The following is a 17,486-nucleotide window of genomic DNA, read 5'->3' as shown; positions in this document are numbered from 1 at the left end:
GCGGGCACGCGTCCCGCCCGGACAACGGGCGTCCGAATATGACACCGACGGTGCCGAATGTGACATCGCTCTCCAGGGTTCTGAGCGTTCCCCGTCCGCTCCGGTACCTACCTCGATCAGTCCTGAGCTGGGGATATTTACGGGCAAGTACCCGCGCGGTACCGTGATGCCATGCCAGCCCTCAACGTGGAGTTCAGTGATCGTGAGCTGGACGACCTGCGGCAGATCGCCAAGGAGCGCGGTACGTCGATGAAGGCCCTCGTGCGTGAGGCGGCCGCGGCCGACATCGCCCGTCACCGGGCGCTCCAGGAGGGCGCCGAGGCCTTCCGCCGGTTCTTCGCGGCCCACGCCGACGAGTTCGCGGCCGCGTTCCCCGACGACGAACCACCCGCGGACGGCGAAGGACGGGCCGCCTGAGCGATGGCACCCGTCCTGCACGTCGACGTGCCCTGGCTGCTCCAGCGCCATGAGGAAGTCCTGCCGGACCAGCCGGCGATCAACGACTTCTCCGCGCTCGTCGCCGCCGTCGCCCGGCACCGCGTCGACCCGCCCCGCCTCGGCTCGATCTCCGACCCCGCCTGGCGGGCCGCCGCCCTGCTGCACACCCTCGCGCTGCTCAGGCCGCTGCCGCAGGCGAACGCCCGGTTCGCCTGCGCGACCGCCGTGGCGTACATGTCCGTCAGCGGCGTCGGCGTCGATCCGCCCGAGGGGGCGCTGGTGGACCTGGCCCGCGATCTGCTCGACGGCACGACCGATGTCCACGGCGCGGCGGACCGGCTGCGCTCATGGCAGATCTGACGGCCGGCCGCGCCGCGCGGAGCGCCGGGAGCGTGCGCGGGGCCGCCGCGCGTGCGCCTTTTTCCCGCGGGGCGCGGCACAGGGCGAATGCCGACGTCGGCGCGGTGAGTTGCGCGGCGATTCTGACTTTATTTCAGTGCCGCTGATGTTGCTCAAGTGCCTTGTTGGCCGCGAGTGCGGTGTGCAAGGGTGAAACTTCCGGCGGGGGGAGTAATGGCCGGACCGACTCGCACTTCGGTGAACCCGGCTGCGAAGCGCCGAGGGTGAATTCACGCTCCCCGCACCCCGTCAAAGAGGTACGCACCAACCGGGCCCCTTTTGGCGATCAGAACCCTCGTGCACCACCTGCGTGGGAAGGAATCCGCTCAGTGCCCACCCCCCACCCGCCTCGACCGCCTTACCCGCCCTCCGGCGGGGCCCCCGGTGAATCCGACGAGTCGCTGGCCGCTCGGATGAGAGGCGTGCCCGACGCCGAAGTCGCCCATTCCACCGCACTGCTGATCACCCGGCACTGGCAGTCGGCCCACGCGTACGCGGTGGTCTGCCTCGCCTCCTCGGGCAACACGGCCGCCATGGTCACCTCGGCCGCCTTCCACCAGGTCTTCGACCGGCTCACCCTGGGCGAGCCGGGCGTCGCGCTGCGCCCCGTGTTTCTGGTGACGGTGCGGGACACGGTCCGGCAGTGGGCGACGGAGGAACGAATATCCGCCGTCCTGCCGGAGTTGCAGAAACCCGCCGGAGGCCGCGGTATGCGCGCGGCCAAGTCCATGACCCCGGAAAACCGAAGGCTCGCCGAGCGCGCATTCCACGCCCTTCCCGGCTCCGCGCGCTGTCTGCTGTGGCACACCGAGGTCGAGGCGGAGCCGCTCGACTTCCCCGCCGGACTGCTCGGCATGGACATCGACACCGCGTCGGCAACCCTCGAACTGGCCCGGGACAAATTCCGGGAAGGCTGTGTGCGGGCCCATCAGGAACTCGCGCCGACCAAGGACTGCCGCTTCTACAACCGACTCCTCGATGTCCCCATCCGGCGCGGCGGAGCGCTGCTGCCGGATGTCCAGCAGCATCTCGCCGAGTGCCGCTACTGCCGCGACGCCGCCGAGCAACTGGGGCATTTCGAGGGCGGGTTGGACGTGCTGCTCGCCGAGGCGGTGCTCGGCTGGGGTGCCCGCCGCTACGTCGAGTCGCGGCCCGGCCGGTCCCCGCACCGACCGCGCACCCGCGGCGCCGGCCGGCATTCGGGCCGGGCGCGGAGCGCGGCACGCCACCGCACCCTGCCCCGTATCCCGCTCCCCGTCCTGGCGGGGCGTTCCTCGCGGGCACTGCGCACCGGCGTGGGCATCGTCTCCGCCGCCCTGCTCGGCACCGTCCTCGCCACCAGCCTGTCGTCCTACGACGGCGACGGCGACCCGACGGCCTCCGCCGGCGTCGACGACGATCGCGGCTCGGCGGCCCCCGGCACCGGCACACAGGCGCAGCCCACCGCTTCCGCGACCGCGCCCGGTACCGCCCGGCTGCCCTCCGTCCCCGGGCAGACCAGGCTGCGCAACGCCGCCGCCGACCTGTGCCTGGACCTCCGCGGCGAGACGGGCACGCAGTTGGCGGAGTGCTCGTCCGAACTGACCCAGCAGTGGTCGTACGGGAACGACGGACTGCTGCGCAACGCCGCCGAACCCGACCTGTGCCTGGACTCGCACGCGGACGCCGGTGTCGTCATCGTCGGCACGTGCGCCGCCGCGGACGGTGACCGGGGCGACGACGTGCGCTACGACCTCACCGTCCGCGGTGAGCTGCTGCCCCGCTGGGAGGAACAGTTCGCGCTCGCCTCGACCACCGCCGAGGCCGGCTCCGACGTCGTGGTCAAGGTCCGTGACGGCTCCGCCGCGCAGCGCTGGCTGACAGACCCGGCACCGGCCGGAACGGGATCCGGGTCGGTCGCCGGGGCCACGGATCCGGCGCAGCGCCAGGTGGGCCTGCCGGACGCTTCCTAGCGTCGTGTCAGGCAACGTTCGACGGGGCGAACGTTGCCTGACGCGGCACTAGACGACGTCCCGGGGTGCCCGCCCGGCCAGGAAGTCGACCACGTTCTGCACGGCGGCCAGGGCGATACGGATCAGCGTCTCCCGGGTGACACCGCCGACGTGCGGGGAGAGCACCACGTTCGGGGCCCTGAGCAGGCGCAGGGCCGCGGACGGGGGCTCGGGGTCGAAGACGTCCACGCCGGCACCGGCCAGCGTCCCCTTCTCCAGCGCGTCGGCGAGGGCCTCCTGGTCGACCAGGGCGCCGCGGGCCGTGTTGACGAGGAACGCGGTCGGCCTGAGCAGCGCGAGCCGCTCGGCGTCGAGCAGATGGCGGGTCTCGTCGGTCAGGGGCGCGTGCAGGGTGACGTAGTCCGCGGCGCGCAGCAGGTCGTCGAGCGGGACATGACGCGCGCCGCCGAGCAGGGCGGCCGTCTCGTCGGGCACCGGGCGTCGTCCGGCGTACAGGACGGTCATGTCGAAGGCGACCGCGCGGCGGGCGACCTCCGCCCCGATGCGGCCGAGCCCCACGATGCCGATGATCTTGCCGGAGAGTTCGGTCAGCGAGCCCTGGAGCCGGGGCAGGGCCCAGTCGCCGCTCGTGAGGGCGTTGTGGGCGGGGACCAGCCGCTTGGCGAGGGCGAGCATGAGCGCGAAGGTCTGCTCGGCCACGTTCTGCGACTCGGCGCCGCTGGAGCCGATGGTGCACACGGTCACGTTCCGGGCGCGGGCGGCCGCCACGTCGATGTTCTCGAAGCCGTGGCTGGCGCACTGCACCAGCGCCAACTCAGGCGCCGCGGCGAGGTGTTCGGCGGTGACCGGGGCGAGGGCGGTGATGAGCGCGTGCGCTGAGCGCAGGGCGACGGGATCCTCGTCGGCGCTCTCGACGACGGTGACGCGTACGTCGCCGGGAAAGAGCTGGGCCAGCCCGGCTCCCGTCGTGCGCCCGCCGACGTGGGGCGCGATCACCGCGAGGACGTTCCTCGGGCCGGTCACGCGGACTCCTCGACGAGGTCCGCCGGCCCGACGGTACCGGGCGTGGCGTGCCCCGACAGGGCGAGGGTGAGGTCCAGTTCGGCGAGCAGACAGCGGATCACGTGCTCCACGCCGGCCTGCCCGTCCAGCGCGAGACCGTACGCGTAGGGCCGTCCCACCAGGACCGCCCGCGCGCCGAGCGCGAGCGCCTTGAAGATGTCGTCGCCGGTGCGCACCCCGCTGTCGAACAGCACCGTCAGCCGGTCACCGGCCGCCGCGACGACTCCCGGCAGCGCGTCCGCGGCCGCGACCGAACCGGCCACCTGGCGTCCGCCGTGGTTGGACACCACCACCCCGTCCATCCCGGCGTCCGCGGCGAGCCGGGCGTCGTCCGGGTGCAGGACGCCCTTCAGGACGATCGGGCCGTCCCAGTTCTCCCGCAGGAAGGCGAGGTCCGGCCAGGTCTTGCCGGGGTCCGCGAACATGCCGACGAAGTGCATCACCGCCGCGTTCGGATCCTCGTGGACCGGTTTGGCGAGCCCGGCGCGGAAGGCGGGGTCGGAGAAGTAGTTGGCCGTGCCCACACCGTGCAGGAACGGCAGGTACGCCTGGTCGAGATCCCGCGGACGCCAGGCGAGCAGCGGTGTGTCCAGGGTGACGACCAGGACGGTGAAGCCGGCCGTCTTCGCCCGGGTGAGGAAGCTCCGCGTCACCTCCCGGTCCTTGGCCCAGTACAGCTGGAACCAGCGCTCGGCGTCGCCCATCGCCTCCGCGACCTGCTCCATGGGCGTGCTGGACGCCGAGGACAGCACATAGGGCACGCCCTGCGCGGCGGCGGCCCGCGCGGCCGCCGGCTCGGCGTCCGGATGCATGATCGACAGCACCCCGACCGGCGCCAGCGCCACGGGCGCCGGCAGCGGCCGGCCCAGCACCTCGACCGACAGGTCCCGCTCGTGCACGTCGCGGAGCATGCGCGGCACTATCCGACGCCGGCCCAGGGCCGCCCGGTTGGCGCGCGCGGTGCTGCCGTCCCCGGCGCTCCCCGCGACGTAGCCGACCGGGCCGGGCCCGAGACGCCGCTCGGTGAGCTCCTCCAGCCGCGTCAGATCGGTGGGCAGCCGCGGCACGGCTCCCGTCATCCCGTTCAGATAGATCTCGTACTGGAAGTCAGCCCAGTGCCTGGCCATCGCCCGGTTCCCGCCTCTCGCCGTCGAGCCGCGTTCGTCCCGTCGATACTGGCGAGTAAGGGCCCGTCCGTCCAGCCTTGTGGATCAGTCGCGGACGACGGATCGGTGCAGGATCGCGGCCGGTTCGTCCTGTCGGGAGAACGACGGCCGGGGTTCCGCTGCCGTCCGGACCGGTTCTCGGCGCTCTCTCCCGGGCAACTCCCGCGCGGTGCCCGTCGGTTCCTCGCCGTCGGGCGGGCACGTCTCCCACGTCGTGCGCAACGGCGGATCCGGCCACCGGGGGACGGTCACGCGTCGGGTGCCGCGGTGTCCTCCCGCGTGTCGGCGTCGGGGCCCTGCGCCCGTACGCGCTGGACGTGTTCGAGGGAGTCCCGCAGTTCGGTGAGCCAGTCGTCGGTGTGCCGCTGGACCAGGCGCACGCACCAGGCCAGGGCGTCGCTGCGGCTGCGGGCGACGCCGCCCGCGATGAGGGTGTCGAGCACCTGGCGCTCGGGCTGCCGCAGCCGGGTCATGACGGGGGCGGCGACGTGGGTGAACAGCGCGCGCCGCCCGCCGCACTCCACGCCCCACGACACCTTGCGGCCGAACCGGTGCTCGGCGTCGCGGGCCGCGGCGATCCGCTCCTCCCGGGTGCGTTCCCGGAACTCCTCGATCCGGGAGCGCAGGGCCGCGTCCCGTTCGGCGGCCGGGGCGTCCTCGGCGAGCCGGGGTGCGCCGATACGGCCGATCACGGTGATCTCCTCGCGGTCGACCGTCACCTCGGTCACCTCCTCGAAGAGGTCGTCCGGCAGTCGGCCGGCGAACCAGCCGCGCAGTTCCTGTTGCCGCTCCGACGTAATCATGTAATCACCGTTACTCCGATGCTTCATGAACGCAAGGGGACGGCGAGGAGTCGCCGGAACGCTGATCCGGAATGTTTCAGGCCGATTAAACAGCCTGGGTAAACCGGCCATACGGCAGTCCGGACGATCACGAACCGCGCGGATCGGCCGTTGGAACGTTCGAATTCCGTGACTTCACGCCACTGATTGAACACGCAAGGTTACTGAAACGTGTGGGGTGGAGGTGAGTTTCGGCGGCGGACTCGGCAGACTCGCGCTCGCCGATCCGGCACCGACCGAGCCGGTCCGGCATCTCATCACTCGCACGGAAGGATGCACACAATGCGGAACCCCGCGCGTTGGGCAGCGACTCTCGGACTGACGGCCACCGCCGTCTGCGGACCTCTGATCGGAACCGCGCAAGCTGCCCCCGCGACCACCCCGGCCTCGCTGTACGCCCCGTCGGCGCTGGTGTTCACCATCGGCCACGGGGAGAGCGCCGCCGGCGTCACCCCCGAGCGCGCCGTGACCTTGAGCTGCGCCCCGACGCCGTCCGGCACGCACCCGGACGCCGTCGGAGCCTGCCTCGAACTGCGGGGCGCGAACGGGAACCTGGAGGCCATCGAGAGCAGGACCGGTGTGTGGTGCACCCGCCAGTACGACCCCGTGGTCGTCCGGGTGAGCGGCGTCTGGCAGGGCGAGTACGTCGACTATGAGCGCACCTTCAGCAACGAGTGCGTGAAGAACTCGTACGGGACGAGCGTCTTCGCGTTCTGAGAGACCGGGATCGCGTGGCCCCCGTGAAGTGGAACGGCCCGCAGCTGGGGAGTGGCGGGCCGTCGTCGCGGGATCCCCTGCGGTCTCGCCCCAGGGGTCGGCGGGCGGAGTGGGGCCGCCCGCCGGCCTCGGGGATCGCTCCCCGAGGAGTCTCCCCGGGGGAGCGCGTCGGCCGAAGTGCCGGAAGCGGAAGGGCTCAGAAGGCGGCGGCCGCGACGCACAGCGGCACCGGGTCCGGCGGCAGCGGCTCCTCGTCGAGTCGGCAGACCTCGGCCCACCAGGCTGCGCCGTCCTCCATGTGCCGCAGCAGGATGCCCTCCCGGATCGCCCACGGGCAGACGGTGACCGACCGCAGCCCGATCAGCTTCATGGCCGTGTGTCCGATCACCGCGCCGGCCAGACTCTGCTCCGCGCGCGGCGCGGAGATGCCCGGCAGCAGCGCCCGCTCCGCGGCGGACAGGGACGCCAGTCGCGTCACCGCCGCCCGCAGGTCGGCGCGGTGCAACCGGCGGTCCACGAACGGGCCGTGCCGGCCGGGCGCGGCTCCGCACAGCCGCCCGAGCTGCTGGAACGTACGGGAGGTGGCCACCGCGGTGCGCGGGCCCTCCCAGCGGATCCGCGCCGCGACGTCGCGCAGTTGATGGCGGACGGCGCGCCGCAGTGCCCGCATCTGCTCGGGCGACGGCGGGTCCTCGCCCCTGAGGAACTCGTGGGTCAGCCGCCCCGCGCCGAGCGGGAGCGAGGCCGCGAAGTCCGGCAGCCGGCCCCGGCCGAAGGCCACTTCGAACGAGCCGCCGCCGATGTCCAGCACGGCCAGCGGGCCCGACCGCCAGCCCATCCAGCGCCGTGCTCCGAGGAATGTCAGTTCGGCCTCCATCTCTCCCGGCAGGGTGCACAGGTGCACTCCGGTCCGCGCCCGGACGGTCCGCAGCACCTCCAGTCGGTTCGGGGCGCTGCGCACCACGGCGGTCGCGAAGGCCAGCGGGCCCGCCGCCCCCCAACCGGCCGCGGTGCGGGCCGCGTCGGCGACCGCCTCGGCCAGCTGCCGCACCGACTCCTGCGGGACCGGGTCCCCCGGCTTGACCTGCTCGGACAGTCGCAGACGCCACTTGGCGGTACGGACCGGCAGCGGCACCCCGCCCTCCGCGTCCGCAACGACCAGTCGGACCGTACGTGATCCGACATCCAACACGCTGATTCGCATGGGTGGGCGCGTACCCGGTTTACGGTCCCGGGCAACGGGCTCCGCCGCCGATGCGCTCCCTGTGCTCCAATGCGACGGGAGCGGCCGCCGCCCTTCCGCACCCCGGATCGAGGCTCGCGCGGCCCTTGTATTCTTTGACAGGAATATAACCGTCATGGAATATGGGAGCCATGTCCGATGTCTCGCTCTGGACCGCCCTGGCCGACCCGCACCGACGGGCCATCGTCGCGCTGCTCCTGGAGCGGCCGCGGCCCGTCGGGGAGATCGTCCAGGCCTGCGGTCTGAGCCAGCCGAGCACGTCCAAGCACCTCAAGGTGCTGCGTGAAGCCGGTCTCGTACGGGTCCGGCAGGACGCGCAACGCCGCGTCTACGCCCTCGACCCGGGGCCCATCGCCGAACTCGACGCCTGGCTGGACCCCTATCGCGGACTCTGGAACCGGAGCCTCGACGCACTGGGACGCCGCCTGGACGAGACCGCGGACGACAGCCACTCCCCACCCCCGCCGAAGGACTGATCCACCATGCCCGCCGACCTCACCGGCACCTACCTGACCCTGGACGACGGCCGCCCCGCCGTCCGCTTCAGCCGCACCTACGCCCATCCGATCGACCGGGTCTGGCACTTCGTCACCGATCCCGACGAACTGGCCGAGTGGTTCCCCGCCCGCGCCGAGATCGACCTCCGTCCCGGCGGCACGGTCACGTTCAGCGGCGACCCGGGCCTCGCGGACACCACCGGCCGGGTCATCGCCGTCGACCCGCCCCGGCACCTGTCCTTCGACTGGGCGGGCGACGAACTGCGCTTCGACCTGGAACCGGTCGACGAGCGCCACACCCGTTTCACCCTCACCAACGTGCTCGGTGAGGAGAACACCGCAGCCCGCAACGGCGCCGGCTGGGAGGTGTGCCTGTCCGCCCTCGACGCCAAAGCGCGCGGCGAGCGCTTCGAGGGACCCCACGCGGGGGCCACCGCGCCCTGGAAGGGCTACTACCAGGGCTACATCGACGCGGGCGTGCCGTCGGGTGCCCCGATTCCGGGCCGGCCCTGACGGACCGGGGGGTGTCCGGGCGGTCCCGGCTGGCCACCGGCGGCGGGGGACCACCCGTACGGCCCGTCAGGCCAACTGGCGCCGCACCAGCTCGTGCAGACGGCCGCCCGTGTCCGCCAGCAGCTGGGCCGGCGGCCCCTGCTGGGCGACCTTGCCGTCCTCCATCACGACGACACGGTCCGCGTCGAGCACCGTCGACAGCCGGTGGGCGATGACGACGCGGGTGGCGTTGAGGGCCTTGGTGCTCTCGATGACCTTGCGCTGGGTCTCGTTGTCGAGGGCGCTGGTCGCCTCGTCGAAGAAGAGGATGCGCGGCCGGCGGATCAGCGCCTGGGCGATCATCAGCCGTTGCCGCTGGCCACCGGAGACCGCCCCGTTGCCCGCGACGATCGTGTGCAGCCCCATCGGCATCCGCTGGATGTCCTCCGCCAGCCCCGCCATCTCGGCCGCCGCCATCGCCTCCTCCGGCGTGTACGGCTCGGTGCCGCAGATGACGTCCAGGATCGAACCGGTGAACGGCTGCGCGTGCTGGAGCACCACCCCGCACTGGCGCCGGACGGCCGACTGGTCGAGCGCCGCCAGGTCCTGACCGTCGTACAGGACGCTGCCGGAGACCGGCTTGTCGAAGCCGATGAGCAGGCGCAGCAGCGTCGACTTGCCGCAGCCGCTCGGCCCGACCACCGCCACGAACTCGCCGGGCCGCACCTCGAACGACACATCGTCCAGGACGAGCGGTCCGTCGTCGGAGTAGCGGAACGACAGCCGGCGTGCCTCCAGGGCCCCGGTCAGCGTTCCCGGCCGGGTGCTGGCGTTGCGCACCTCCGGTGCGGCCCGCAGCACCGGCTTGATCTCCTCGTACAGCGGCAGCGCGGCCACCAGCGAAACGAACGCGCCGGTGATCTGGGTGACCGAGGTGAGCAGCATGGTCACCGAGGTGTTGAAGGCCAGGAACTCCGCCGCCGACATCGAGCCCCGCGCCGGCCCGGCGAGCAGCATGAACATCAGCAGGGAGCACAGCGGCAGGTAGACGGCGCCGAGCACGGTGGTCAGGTTCTTGACGCGGCCGAGCCGCTGCTGGAGCTCACGGCTGCGCGCGAACTCGCCCGCCCAGGCGGCGTAGGCGTAGTTCTCGGCTGCCGCCACGCGCAGCTTGGGCAGACCGCGCAGGGTCTGGAACGCCTGGTTGTTCAGCTTGTTGGTGAGCACCGTCAGCCGTCGCTGCCACCGCACCTGCCACAGCCCGAGGCCCAGGAAGACCCCGGCGATGACGACCAGCATGCCGAACGCGGCCAGCGCCATCGGGACGCTGTACCAGAGCAGCAGCCCGAGGTTCATCGCGCCGACGGTGACCGACTGCGCGACGGTCGGCCCGACGCCCGCGAGCAGCCGGCGGATGGCGCTGATGCCCATGGCGGCACTGGCCAGCTCACCGGTGGAACGCCCGGTGAAGAACTTCGTCGGCAGCCGCAGCAGCCGGTCCCACACGGCCGGTTGGAGGGTGGCCTCGATCCGGCCCTCCAGGCGCAGGATCGTCATGTTCTGGAGCAGCATGAAGGCCGCCGCGACGACACCGGCGACCATCACCGCCAGACACACCTGCGTGATGAGCCCCGCCCGCGCCTCGGGCACGAACTCGCCGAGCACCTTGCCCGTGGCGATCGGCACCAGCGCGCCGATCGCCACCGTCACCAGACCGCTGAGCAGCAGGCCGGTCATGTCGCCGCGGGTGCCCCGCAGACAGAAGCGCAGCAGGCCGAGCGGACCGAGGGGGCGTTCCGGCAGCGGACGGTAGAACATCACCGCGCGCGGCTCGAACTCCGCGGCGTTGGCCTTCTCGATCGGGGTCTCGCGCCCGGTCGCCGGATGCACCGCCACATAGCCGCCGCGCCGCCACAGCAGCGCCACCGGCGCACCCGACAGGGCCCGGTGGCCGACCAGCGGACCGACGTTGTCGCGCCACCACGCGCCGTCCAGGCGGACCGCCCGGGCGCGCACGCGCGAGGCGAGGGCGATGCGTTCGACGGGGTCCAGACGGTCGCTCTCGGTGCCGCCGTGCCCGGGATCGGCGAGGACGATGCCGGCCGCGCTCGCGACGAGTCTGCAGGCGGCGTGGGTGGCGTCCGCGTCGGCGGCCGTGGTGCGCTTCGCCGAGGACCTGCCGATCGACGCGAGCAGTGTCCGGTCCGCCTGCGCCCGCACCTGCTCACCGGCCTTGATACCGGCGGCCGTCCGGGTCTCGTGGGTGCGCTCCAACTGCTCGATCCAGCGGTCCAGCGTGGTCAGCAGCCGGTACTGCTGGTCGACCATGCTCTGCCAGACCGCCGGGTCCATCAGCAGGTCGGCCGCCGCCTCCGCGCCGTACAGGGAGCCGTACTGCACGCTGCCGGGCGGCACCTGCATCCAGAAGACGTCGTCGTCGCTCATCTCCACGGCGCGTTCGCCGGCCGTCGGAGCCTGGAAGAGGACGGACAGACCGCGGCCGACGCCGAGGGCGAGGGCGTACTCCAGCGGACTCGACGTCGGCGGTACGTACTGCGGGTTGCCGTACTCGTCGTACGACCAGGTCTGGGTCACCGCGGGCTGGTACAGCTCGCGCAGGCCGATGCGGTGCACTACGCAGTCCCGCACGGGGCGTGCGACGAGGGTGTGCTGCGGTCCGGCGACCGGGCCGAGCAGCAGCGAGCCGGCCTCCAGACGGCCGAGGTGGTGCCAGTGGCCCTGCTCGGCGGCGTCCACGGCGAACAGGTCCAGCGCGCCGCCCGCGACCAGCCACAGCACCTGCGGGCCCTCCAGGTCCAGGCGGCCCAGTCCGGCGCAGTCGACCCGGGTACCGAGGGAGCCGAGCGCGCCGAGGACGTAGTCGTCGCCCGCGGCGGACGGAACGGACGTCATCTCATCGCTCCCTGACCAGGGCCGCGTACGCCCCGCCCCGTGCCACCAGTTCGTCGTGCCGGCCGCGCTCCACGATCGTGCCGTGCTGGAGCACGACGATCTCGTCGCTGTCCCGCACGGTGCTCAGCCGGTGCGCGATCACCACACACGCGCAGCCGCGGCGGCGCAGGTTGTCCATGACCACCAGTTCGGTCTCGGCGTCGAGCGCGCTGGTCACCTCGTCGAGGACGAGGATGCTGGGGCGGCGGACCAGGGCCCGCGCGATCTCCAGCCGCTGGCGCTGACCGCCGGAGAAGTTGCGGCCGTCCTGCTCGACCCTGCTGCGGATGCCGCCGGGCCGGCGCATCACCACGTCGTACAGGGCCGCGTCGCGCAGCGCCTGGACCACCGCCTCGTCCGGGACCGACGGGTCCCACAGCGCCACGTTGTCGCGCACCGAACCCTCGAACAGGAACACGTCCTGGTCGACGAAGGAGACGGAGGCGGCCAGCGCCCCGCGCGGGATGTCCTCCAGACGCTGCCCGTCGATCCGGATCACGCCCTCCCACGGCGTGTACAGGCCCGAGATCAGCCGGGAGACGGTCGACTTGCCGCTGCCCGAACCGCCCACCAGCGCCACCTGGCGGCCCGGTCCCACGGTCAGGTCGAAACCGGACAGCAGGGGCTTGTCGAGCGGGCTGTAGCCGAAGGTGATGTTCTCCAGCTCGACGTGGCCGTGCAGCCGGCGCGTGGAGTCGCCGCCGGGCCGGTCGTACAGGGGGTCGGTGCGGAAGTTCTCCACGTCCTTCAGCCGGGCCACGTCGGCCGCGAAGTCCTGGATGCGGCCCGCCACGCCGTTGAGCCGGGTCAGCGGAGCGGTGAAGCGGGTCACCAGCGCCTGGAAGGCCACCAGCAGCCCGACCGAGATATGGCCCTCGATCGCCCGCATGCCGCCGATCCACAGGATCAGCGCGCTGTTCAGCGTCGCCAGGGTCGGGGCGACCACTCCCAGCCAGGCGCTCGGCACCCCGAGCGCCTGCTGCTCCTCCAGCGTGGTGGCGTGCTGGCCGGCCCACTTGCGGAAGTAGCCGTCCTCGCCGCCGGTGGCCTTCATCGTCTCGATCAGCTGGAGGCCGGTGTAGGCCGTGTTGGTCAGCCGGGCGTTGTCGGCGCGCAGCTTGGCCGTACGCGTCGCGCGCAACCGGATGACGACCCGCATGGCGACGATGTTCAGCAGGGCCACGCCGACACCGACGAACGTCAGTTGCGGGTCGTAGGTGTACAGGAGCACGGCGTAGAGCACCACGACCACCGCGTCGACGCCGGCCGCGGCGAGGTCGCGGGCCAGCGTCTCGGCCACCGCGTCGTTCGACTGGAGGCGCTGCACCAGGTCGGCGGGGCTGCGCTGGGAGAAGAAGGTGACCGGCAGCCGCAGCAGATGCCGAAGGAAGCGGGCGCTGGACAGGGTCGAGGAGATGATCCGGCCGTGGTGCAGATTGGCCTGTTGCAGCCAGGTCAGCACCAGGGTGAGCAGCACACAGGTGCCCATCGACGCGAACAGCACGTCCAGCAGGGAGGTCTGCCCGCCGATCAGGAACATGTCGATGTAGGTCCGGCTGAGCGCCGGCACCGCCGCCCCGACCACCACGAGCAGCAGGCTCGCCAGGACCGCGGCGGGCATCGTCCCGGCGGTGCCGCGCAGCCGGGCCGGCATGGCGCGCCAGACACCGGGCCGGCGGCCTCCCCGGGTGAAGTCGTCGCCGGGCTCCATGGTCAGCACGACACCGGTGAAGCTGCCGTCGAAGTCCTCGAAGGGCACGAAACGGCGGCCCTTGGCGGGGTCGTTGACGAACACGCCCCGGCGGCCGAAGCGACGGCCCACGCCGTCGTAGACGACGTAGTGGTTGAACTCCCAGAACAGCACGGCCGGCGCCGACACCTCGGCGAGGGCGGCCAGGTCCATCTGCATGCCCTTGGCGGTGAGGCCGTAGCTGCGGGCCGCCTTGAGCAGGTTGCTGGCGCGCGAGCCGTCGCGGGAGACGCCGCAGGCGATGCGCAGTTCCTCCAGCGGGACGTGCTTGCCGTAGTGGCCGAGCACCATCGCCAGGGAGGCGGCGCCGCACTCGACGGCCTCCATCTGGAGCACGGTGGGGGTGCGCACGGCCCTGCCGCGGCTCTTGGGGATCTGACGCCTGGGCGGGGCGGCGCGGCGTCTGCCCCGGGTCTCCTGTGCGGTGCTCACGGCAGCAGCCAATCGACGGGACGCTGATCGGCCAGGCGGATCGAGCCGGTGGCCGTGGTCATGGACGTGAGGGCGTACGGCGGTCCGTCCGCGGACGACCACCGGTAGCCGCTTTTCGTGCGGGACGACCTGTCGAGCCGCACCAGCACCGCCACCGGGCGGCCGTCCTCGGTGAACTGCTCGCCCAGCTGGCTGTCCCCGAGGAACGCGGCGATCTGCTGCGCGGACTGCGGTGAGCGGTCCACCGACTTCACCCGGCCGCGCAGGACGCCGTACTCCTGGGTGGGGACCGTCTGCACGGTGAGGTCCACGGCGGCGTCCGCGGGGATCGTGGCGGCGTTCTCCGCGGGCACGTACACCGTGGCGTACAGCGGGTCGTCCGGGTCGGCGACCTTCTCCACGGCGGCGACGTTCGCTCCGGTGGAGATGATCTGGCCGATGGACGCGGCCAGCGCGCTGAGCCGGCCCGCGGCGATGGTGCGGACCTCCGTCTCGCCGTCGGCGGTGCGGACCTTCAGCACGGGGGAGTCGGCGGGCAGCCGCTCGCCCTCCTCGGCGAGGATCGCGGTGACCTGACCGGCGACCGGGCTCTGCAGCAGGTAACTGCCCTCGCCGTGCGTGAGGATGGCCGGCGCGCTCACGGTGGAGGACACCGAGCCGGTCACGGCCCATACGGACGCGGCGGCCATCACGACCACCGTCACGGACAGCACCAGCCAGCCCTGCGGGCGGGCGAGGCGCACCGGGAGGTCGAGCTCCTCCGGCGACTGGAGCCTGGCGAGGGCCTGCTGGCGGAACTGCACGTGTTTTCCCTCACCGGGTGGACTGCGTGACGACATCCGAAGAGTCCCGGAGCCTGGGTGCGACTCCGGGACTCAGCGGCACTGCGATGCGATCAGAGACCGGCGACCAGGGCCGTGACCGGGGCGGTGTTCAGACCGGTGGCACCCTCGACGGTGCCGACGGCGGTGTCGACCAGGCCGGAAACCGGGGCGATGCCGTCCACCAGGCCGGTGACGGTGCCGAGGGCGTTCACGGACAGACCGCCGGAAACGTTGTCCAGCTCGGCGTCGGAGATCTCGACGGTCTCAACCTGGGGGGTGGAGTTCATGATGGAACTTCCCTTCGTATGGATATCTCACAAGGGGGAGCGGCCCCTCTGGGGACAGATGGACGGCCGCGACCGCGGGCGGCGCCGGGCGCCCCTGGCCGGAGTGCCCTCCGCGGCCCCCGCGGTGCGATGGATCAAAGCACGCGGCGACCGCGGGCATCCAATCAATCAAGCGCCCCACCAGGTCACTTGAGCCCCACGGGCCGCGATCCGTGCAGGCGCGCGCACGCCTTGTCGGCATGTTCTTCACATGCGTCACGGCATCGGCTCGTCCGCGCCCCTTGCGGCCCGGACAGTGAATCCGGCACTCCGGTCCCAAAGACGCGCCGGGGGGCGCGCGGTTGTGCAGATACGCCGCTCCCCGTGACTTCGTTGAGTATTGGATGTGCAGATTCCCTGAAGCAAGGATTCCGCACGCTGTCCGAAACGGACCGTCGCTGATCGGCCACGGACCGTGTCAGCCCAGTAGGGCGTAGACGGTGCTCGCGTGCGCCGCGAGTTCCCCCGTCCGCTCGGCGGTCATGGAGATGTCGGCGAACGCCATCCGGCGGCCCAGCTTGGTGAGTACCGCCTCGATCAGGACATCCGAATCCGTCACGGCGCGCTGGAAGGTCGTCGACTGCTGAACCGTCGTCATCGGTACGAAGGCGCCCCGCGCCACCGAGACGGCGATCACCGTCGTGGTGTCGGCCGCGGCCATCAGGGCCTGCCCGGACAGCGCGCCGCCCTCCCGGGCCAGCCGCTGCGACCAGGGCAGCCGCAGGACGGCCCGCGCGTCCCCCAACTCCTCGACGGACAGCCCGAGTTCCAGGACCCAGGGGGCGAAGTTGGCGGTGAGGATCTTGTCGGCTTCGGCCGAGGTCATCGTCATACGGGGGATTCTTCCCGGCGCCCGCGGTCCGCGCGCGGGTCATGGCCGATTCACCGCGGCACTTCGGGCCGTCGCGAACCGGAATTGAACGTCCCGCGCACCCCGTGCGTACCTGTGGCCATCCAGGCGCCCCCCAACAGCCGCCGAGACGGCGGCACAGACCCCGTCCTTCAGGAGGTCGAGAAGCTTGAGTCACAAGCGAATTCCGAAGCGCAAGGCCGCGATCGCGGTGGGCGGTGCGGCGGCGCTCGGAGCGGCGGCGATCCTGCTGCCGAACGCCAACGCGTCCCAGGACGGCGCCGAGGGCACCACCGCCGCCCCGAGGACCCTGAAGGCGGGCGACGCCTCGGACCTCGCCGGCCGGCTCGCCGGACTGCTCGGCGACGCCTTCGCCGGCTCCTACTACGACCGGGACGACCAGCAGCTCGTCGTCAACGTGGTCGGAGACGACAACCAGCTCGTCGTGCAGGCCAAGAGGGCCGGCGCCGAGGTGCGCCAGGTCGACAACAGCACGGCCGAACTGGAGTCCGCCGCGCGGACCCTGAAGACGCAGGCGACCATCCCGGGCACCGCCTGGGCCGTCGACCCCAGGACCAACAAGATCCGGGTGACCGCCGACAGCACGGTCACCGGCGAGCGGTGGGACACGCTGGAGTCGACGGTGCGGCGCCTCGGCTCGGGCATGGCGACCATCCAGAAGTCGGCCGGCACCTTCAAGACCTTCGCCTCGGGCGGCGACGCGATATTCGGCGGCGGCTCGCGCTGCTCGCTCGGCTTCAACGTCACCGCGGGGGACGGCAGTCCGGCCTTCCTGACCGCCGGCCACTGCGGGGTCGCGGTCGCCGAGTGGTCGGACGCCCAGAACGGGGCTCCGATCGCCACCGTCGACCAGGCCGTGTTCCCGGGCGAGGGCGACTTCGCACTGGTGAAGTACGACGACCCGGCGACCGAGGCGCCGAGCGACGTCGACGTGGGCGGCGGGCAGGTCGTGCAGATCGTCCAGGCCGCCGAGGCGACGGTCGGCCAGGGGGTGTTCCGGATGGGCAGCACCACGGGCCTGGCCGACGGCACGGTCACCGGTCTCGACGCCACCGTCAACTACCCGGAGGGCACCGTCACCGGGCTGATCCAGACCGACGTCTGCGCCGAACCGGGCGACAGCGGCGGCTCGATGTTCACCCAGGACGGGCTCGCGCTCGGCCTGACCTCGGGCGGCAGCGGCGACTGCACCGTGGGCGGCGAGACGTTCTTCCAGCCGGTCACGACGGCGCTGGAGGCGGTCGGCGCGACGCTGGGCGCGGGCGACGCGGCCGGTGGCGAGGAGGCCGGCGGCGAGGGTGCCGGTGCAGGCGAGGAGGCCGGTGGTGAGGGTGCCGGTGCGGGCGAGGAAGTCGGCGGTGAGGGCGCGGGTGCCGGTGAGGACGCGGGTGCCGGCTACCAGTCGGGCGCCGGAGCGGACGACGGCTCCGGCCTGACCGAGACCCACTGACGAGCCGGCGCGCTCGCCCCACGAGGCGGTCCGGCCCTTCGGCGGAGGGGCCGGACCGCCCGGCGCGCGCGGT

Annotated in this window: 16 protein-coding genes; 7 read left to right on the top strand and 9 right to left on the bottom strand. The window is 72.5% G+C overall.

What is annotated here, in order from left to right; all coding sequences use genetic code 11:
- Positions 1-171 precede the first annotated feature (171 nt).
- The 3 genes from DN051_RS06040 to DN051_RS06030 all read left to right on the top strand — a co-directional run bounded on the left by DN051_RS06040 (position 172) and on the right by DN051_RS06030 (position 2,789).
- On the top strand, positions 172-417 hold the full coding sequence (locus DN051_RS06040) for a hypothetical protein (protein WP_053757082.1): 246 nt from the start codon (positions 172-174) through the stop codon (positions 415-417).
- A 3-nt stretch (positions 418-420) separates the two neighbouring features.
- Positions 421-798: a toxin Doc gene (locus DN051_RS06035; protein ID WP_112438168.1), complete on the top strand. Its 378-nt coding sequence runs from the start codon at positions 421-423 to the stop codon at positions 796-798.
- A gap of 368 nt (positions 799-1,166) precedes the next feature.
- Positions 1,167-2,789, top strand: a complete 1,623-nt coding sequence (locus tag DN051_RS06030) for an RICIN domain-containing protein (protein ID WP_053757080.1) — start codon at positions 1,167-1,169, stop codon at positions 2,787-2,789.
- Positions 2,790-2,837: 48 nt separating this feature from the next.
- Here DN051_RS06030 and DN051_RS06025 read toward each other — a convergent pair whose 3' ends face one another.
- The 3 genes from DN051_RS06025 to DN051_RS06015 form a co-directional block, all read right to left on the bottom strand.
- Positions 2,838-3,812: a 2-hydroxyacid dehydrogenase gene (locus DN051_RS06025; RefSeq protein ID WP_112438167.1), complete on the bottom strand. Its 975-nt coding sequence runs from the start codon at positions 3,810-3,812 to the stop codon at positions 2,838-2,840.
- Positions 3,809-4,978: a lactate 2-monooxygenase gene (locus tag DN051_RS06020; RefSeq protein ID WP_112438166.1), complete on the bottom strand. Its 1,170-nt coding sequence runs from the start codon at positions 4,976-4,978 to the stop codon at positions 3,809-3,811. Before DN051_RS06020 ends, DN051_RS06025 begins: the two co-directional genes overlap by 4 nt.
- A 287-nt stretch (positions 4,979-5,265) precedes the next feature.
- Complete coding sequence (locus DN051_RS06015) at positions 5,266-5,820, bottom strand: hypothetical protein (RefSeq protein WP_112438165.1); 555 nt, start codon at positions 5,818-5,820, stop codon at positions 5,266-5,268.
- 321 nt (positions 5,821-6,141) lie between these two features.
- On the opposite strand from DN051_RS06015, the gene DN051_RS06010 reads away from it, so the two are divergent.
- Positions 6,142-6,576, top strand: a complete 435-nt coding sequence (locus DN051_RS06010) for a subtilase-type protease inhibitor (RefSeq protein ID WP_053757076.1) — start codon at positions 6,142-6,144, stop codon at positions 6,574-6,576.
- A 196-nt stretch (positions 6,577-6,772) separates the two neighbouring features.
- Here the strand turns inward: DN051_RS06010 and DN051_RS06005 are convergent, their stop codons facing one another.
- Positions 6,773-7,780 carry a Ppx/GppA family phosphatase gene (locus DN051_RS06005; protein WP_053757075.1) on the bottom strand — a complete coding sequence of 336 codons (1,008 nt, stop codon included), beginning with the start codon at positions 7,778-7,780 and terminating at the stop codon, positions 6,773-6,775.
- Positions 7,781-7,950: 170 nt separating this feature from the next.
- Here DN051_RS06005 and DN051_RS06000 point away from each other — a divergent pair, with 170 nt between their 5' ends.
- Together DN051_RS06000 and DN051_RS05995 are read left to right on the top strand one after the other, a co-directional pair.
- Positions 7,951-8,295, top strand: a complete 345-nt coding sequence (locus DN051_RS06000; RefSeq protein ID WP_053757074.1) for an ArsR/SmtB family transcription factor — start codon at positions 7,951-7,953, stop codon at positions 8,293-8,295.
- Positions 8,296-8,301: 6 nt separating this feature from the next.
- Complete coding sequence (locus DN051_RS05995) at positions 8,302-8,829, top strand: SRPBCC family protein (protein ID WP_053757073.1); 528 nt, start codon at positions 8,302-8,304, stop codon at positions 8,827-8,829.
- A 66-nt stretch (positions 8,830-8,895) separates the two neighbouring features.
- Here the strand turns inward: DN051_RS05995 and DN051_RS05990 are convergent, their stop codons facing one another.
- The 5 genes from DN051_RS05990 to DN051_RS05970 form a co-directional block, all read right to left on the bottom strand.
- On the bottom strand, positions 8,896-11,721 hold the full coding sequence (locus tag DN051_RS05990) for an NHLP bacteriocin export ABC transporter permease/ATPase subunit (protein ID WP_112438164.1): 2,826 nt from the start codon (positions 11,719-11,721) through the stop codon (positions 8,896-8,898).
- Between the two features lies 1 nt (position 11,722).
- Positions 11,723-13,942 (bottom strand): NHLP family bacteriocin export ABC transporter peptidase/permease/ATPase subunit, encoded by a 2,220-nt coding sequence (locus tag DN051_RS05985; RefSeq protein WP_053757071.1) that lies wholly within the window; start codon positions 13,940-13,942, stop codon positions 11,723-11,725.
- Positions 13,939-14,745: an HlyD family efflux transporter periplasmic adaptor subunit gene (locus tag DN051_RS05980; protein WP_053757070.1), complete on the bottom strand. Its 807-nt coding sequence runs from the start codon at positions 14,743-14,745 to the stop codon at positions 13,939-13,941. Before DN051_RS05980 ends, DN051_RS05985 begins: the two co-directional genes overlap by 4 nt.
- A gap of 92 nt (positions 14,746-14,837) precedes the next feature.
- Positions 14,838-15,053, bottom strand: a complete 216-nt coding sequence (locus DN051_RS05975; RefSeq protein WP_053757069.1) for a hypothetical protein — start codon at positions 15,051-15,053, stop codon at positions 14,838-14,840.
- 457 nt (positions 15,054-15,510) lie between these two features.
- The gene (locus tag DN051_RS05970) at positions 15,511-15,924 is read right to left on the bottom strand and encodes a PaaI family thioesterase (protein ID WP_053757068.1); all 414 of its coding nucleotides are present in this window, start codon (positions 15,922-15,924) and stop codon (positions 15,511-15,513) included.
- Between the two features lie 187 nt (positions 15,925-16,111).
- On the opposite strand from DN051_RS05970, the gene DN051_RS05965 reads away from it, so the two are divergent.
- On the top strand, positions 16,112-17,413 hold the full coding sequence (locus DN051_RS05965) for a S1 family peptidase (RefSeq protein WP_112438163.1): 1,302 nt from the start codon (positions 16,112-16,114) through the stop codon (positions 17,411-17,413).
- Positions 17,414-17,486 lie beyond the last annotated feature (73 nt).

Origin of the sequence: Streptomyces cadmiisoli (genome assembly GCF_003261055.1) — a bacterium.
Classification (GTDB): Bacteria; Actinomycetota; Actinomycetes; order Streptomycetales; family Streptomycetaceae; genus Streptomyces; species Streptomyces cadmiisoli.
The sequence above is the reverse complement of the archived record's forward strand: the minus strand, read 5'-3'. Positions and strand labels throughout refer to the sequence as shown.

Excerpts from the sequence above, each read along its gene's own strand:
- DN051_RS06040 (WP_053757082.1), top strand. The coding sequence starts at position 172 with ATGCCAGCCCTCAACGTGGAGTTCAGTGATCGTGAGCTGGACGACCTG.
- DN051_RS06035 (WP_112438168.1), top strand. The coding sequence starts at position 421 with ATGGCACCCGTCCTGCACGTCGACGTGCCCTGGCTGCTCCAGCGCCAT.
- DN051_RS06020 (WP_112438166.1), bottom strand. The coding sequence starts at position 4,978 with ATGGCCAGGCACTGGGCTGACTTCCAGTACGAGATCTATCTGAACGGG.
- DN051_RS06015 (WP_112438165.1), bottom strand. The coding sequence starts at position 5,820 with ATGATTACGTCGGAGCGGCAACAGGAACTGCGCGGCTGGTTCGCCGGC.
- DN051_RS06010 (WP_053757076.1), top strand. The coding sequence starts at position 6,142 with ATGCGGAACCCCGCGCGTTGGGCAGCGACTCTCGGACTGACGGCCACC.
- DN051_RS06005 (WP_053757075.1), bottom strand. The coding sequence starts at position 7,780 with ATGCGAATCAGCGTGTTGGATGTCGGATCACGTACGGTCCGACTGGTC.
- DN051_RS06000 (WP_053757074.1), top strand. The coding sequence starts at position 7,951 with ATGTCCGATGTCTCGCTCTGGACCGCCCTGGCCGACCCGCACCGACGG.
- DN051_RS05995 (WP_053757073.1), top strand. The coding sequence starts at position 8,302 with ATGCCCGCCGACCTCACCGGCACCTACCTGACCCTGGACGACGGCCGC.
- DN051_RS05990 (WP_112438164.1), bottom strand. The coding sequence starts at position 11,721 with ATGACGTCCGTTCCGTCCGCCGCGGGCGACGACTACGTCCTCGGCGCG.
- DN051_RS05975 (WP_053757069.1), bottom strand. The coding sequence starts at position 15,053 with ATGAACTCCACCCCCCAGGTTGAGACCGTCGAGATCTCCGACGCCGAG.
- DN051_RS05970 (WP_053757068.1), bottom strand. The coding sequence starts at position 15,924 with ATGACGATGACCTCGGCCGAAGCCGACAAGATCCTCACCGCCAACTTC.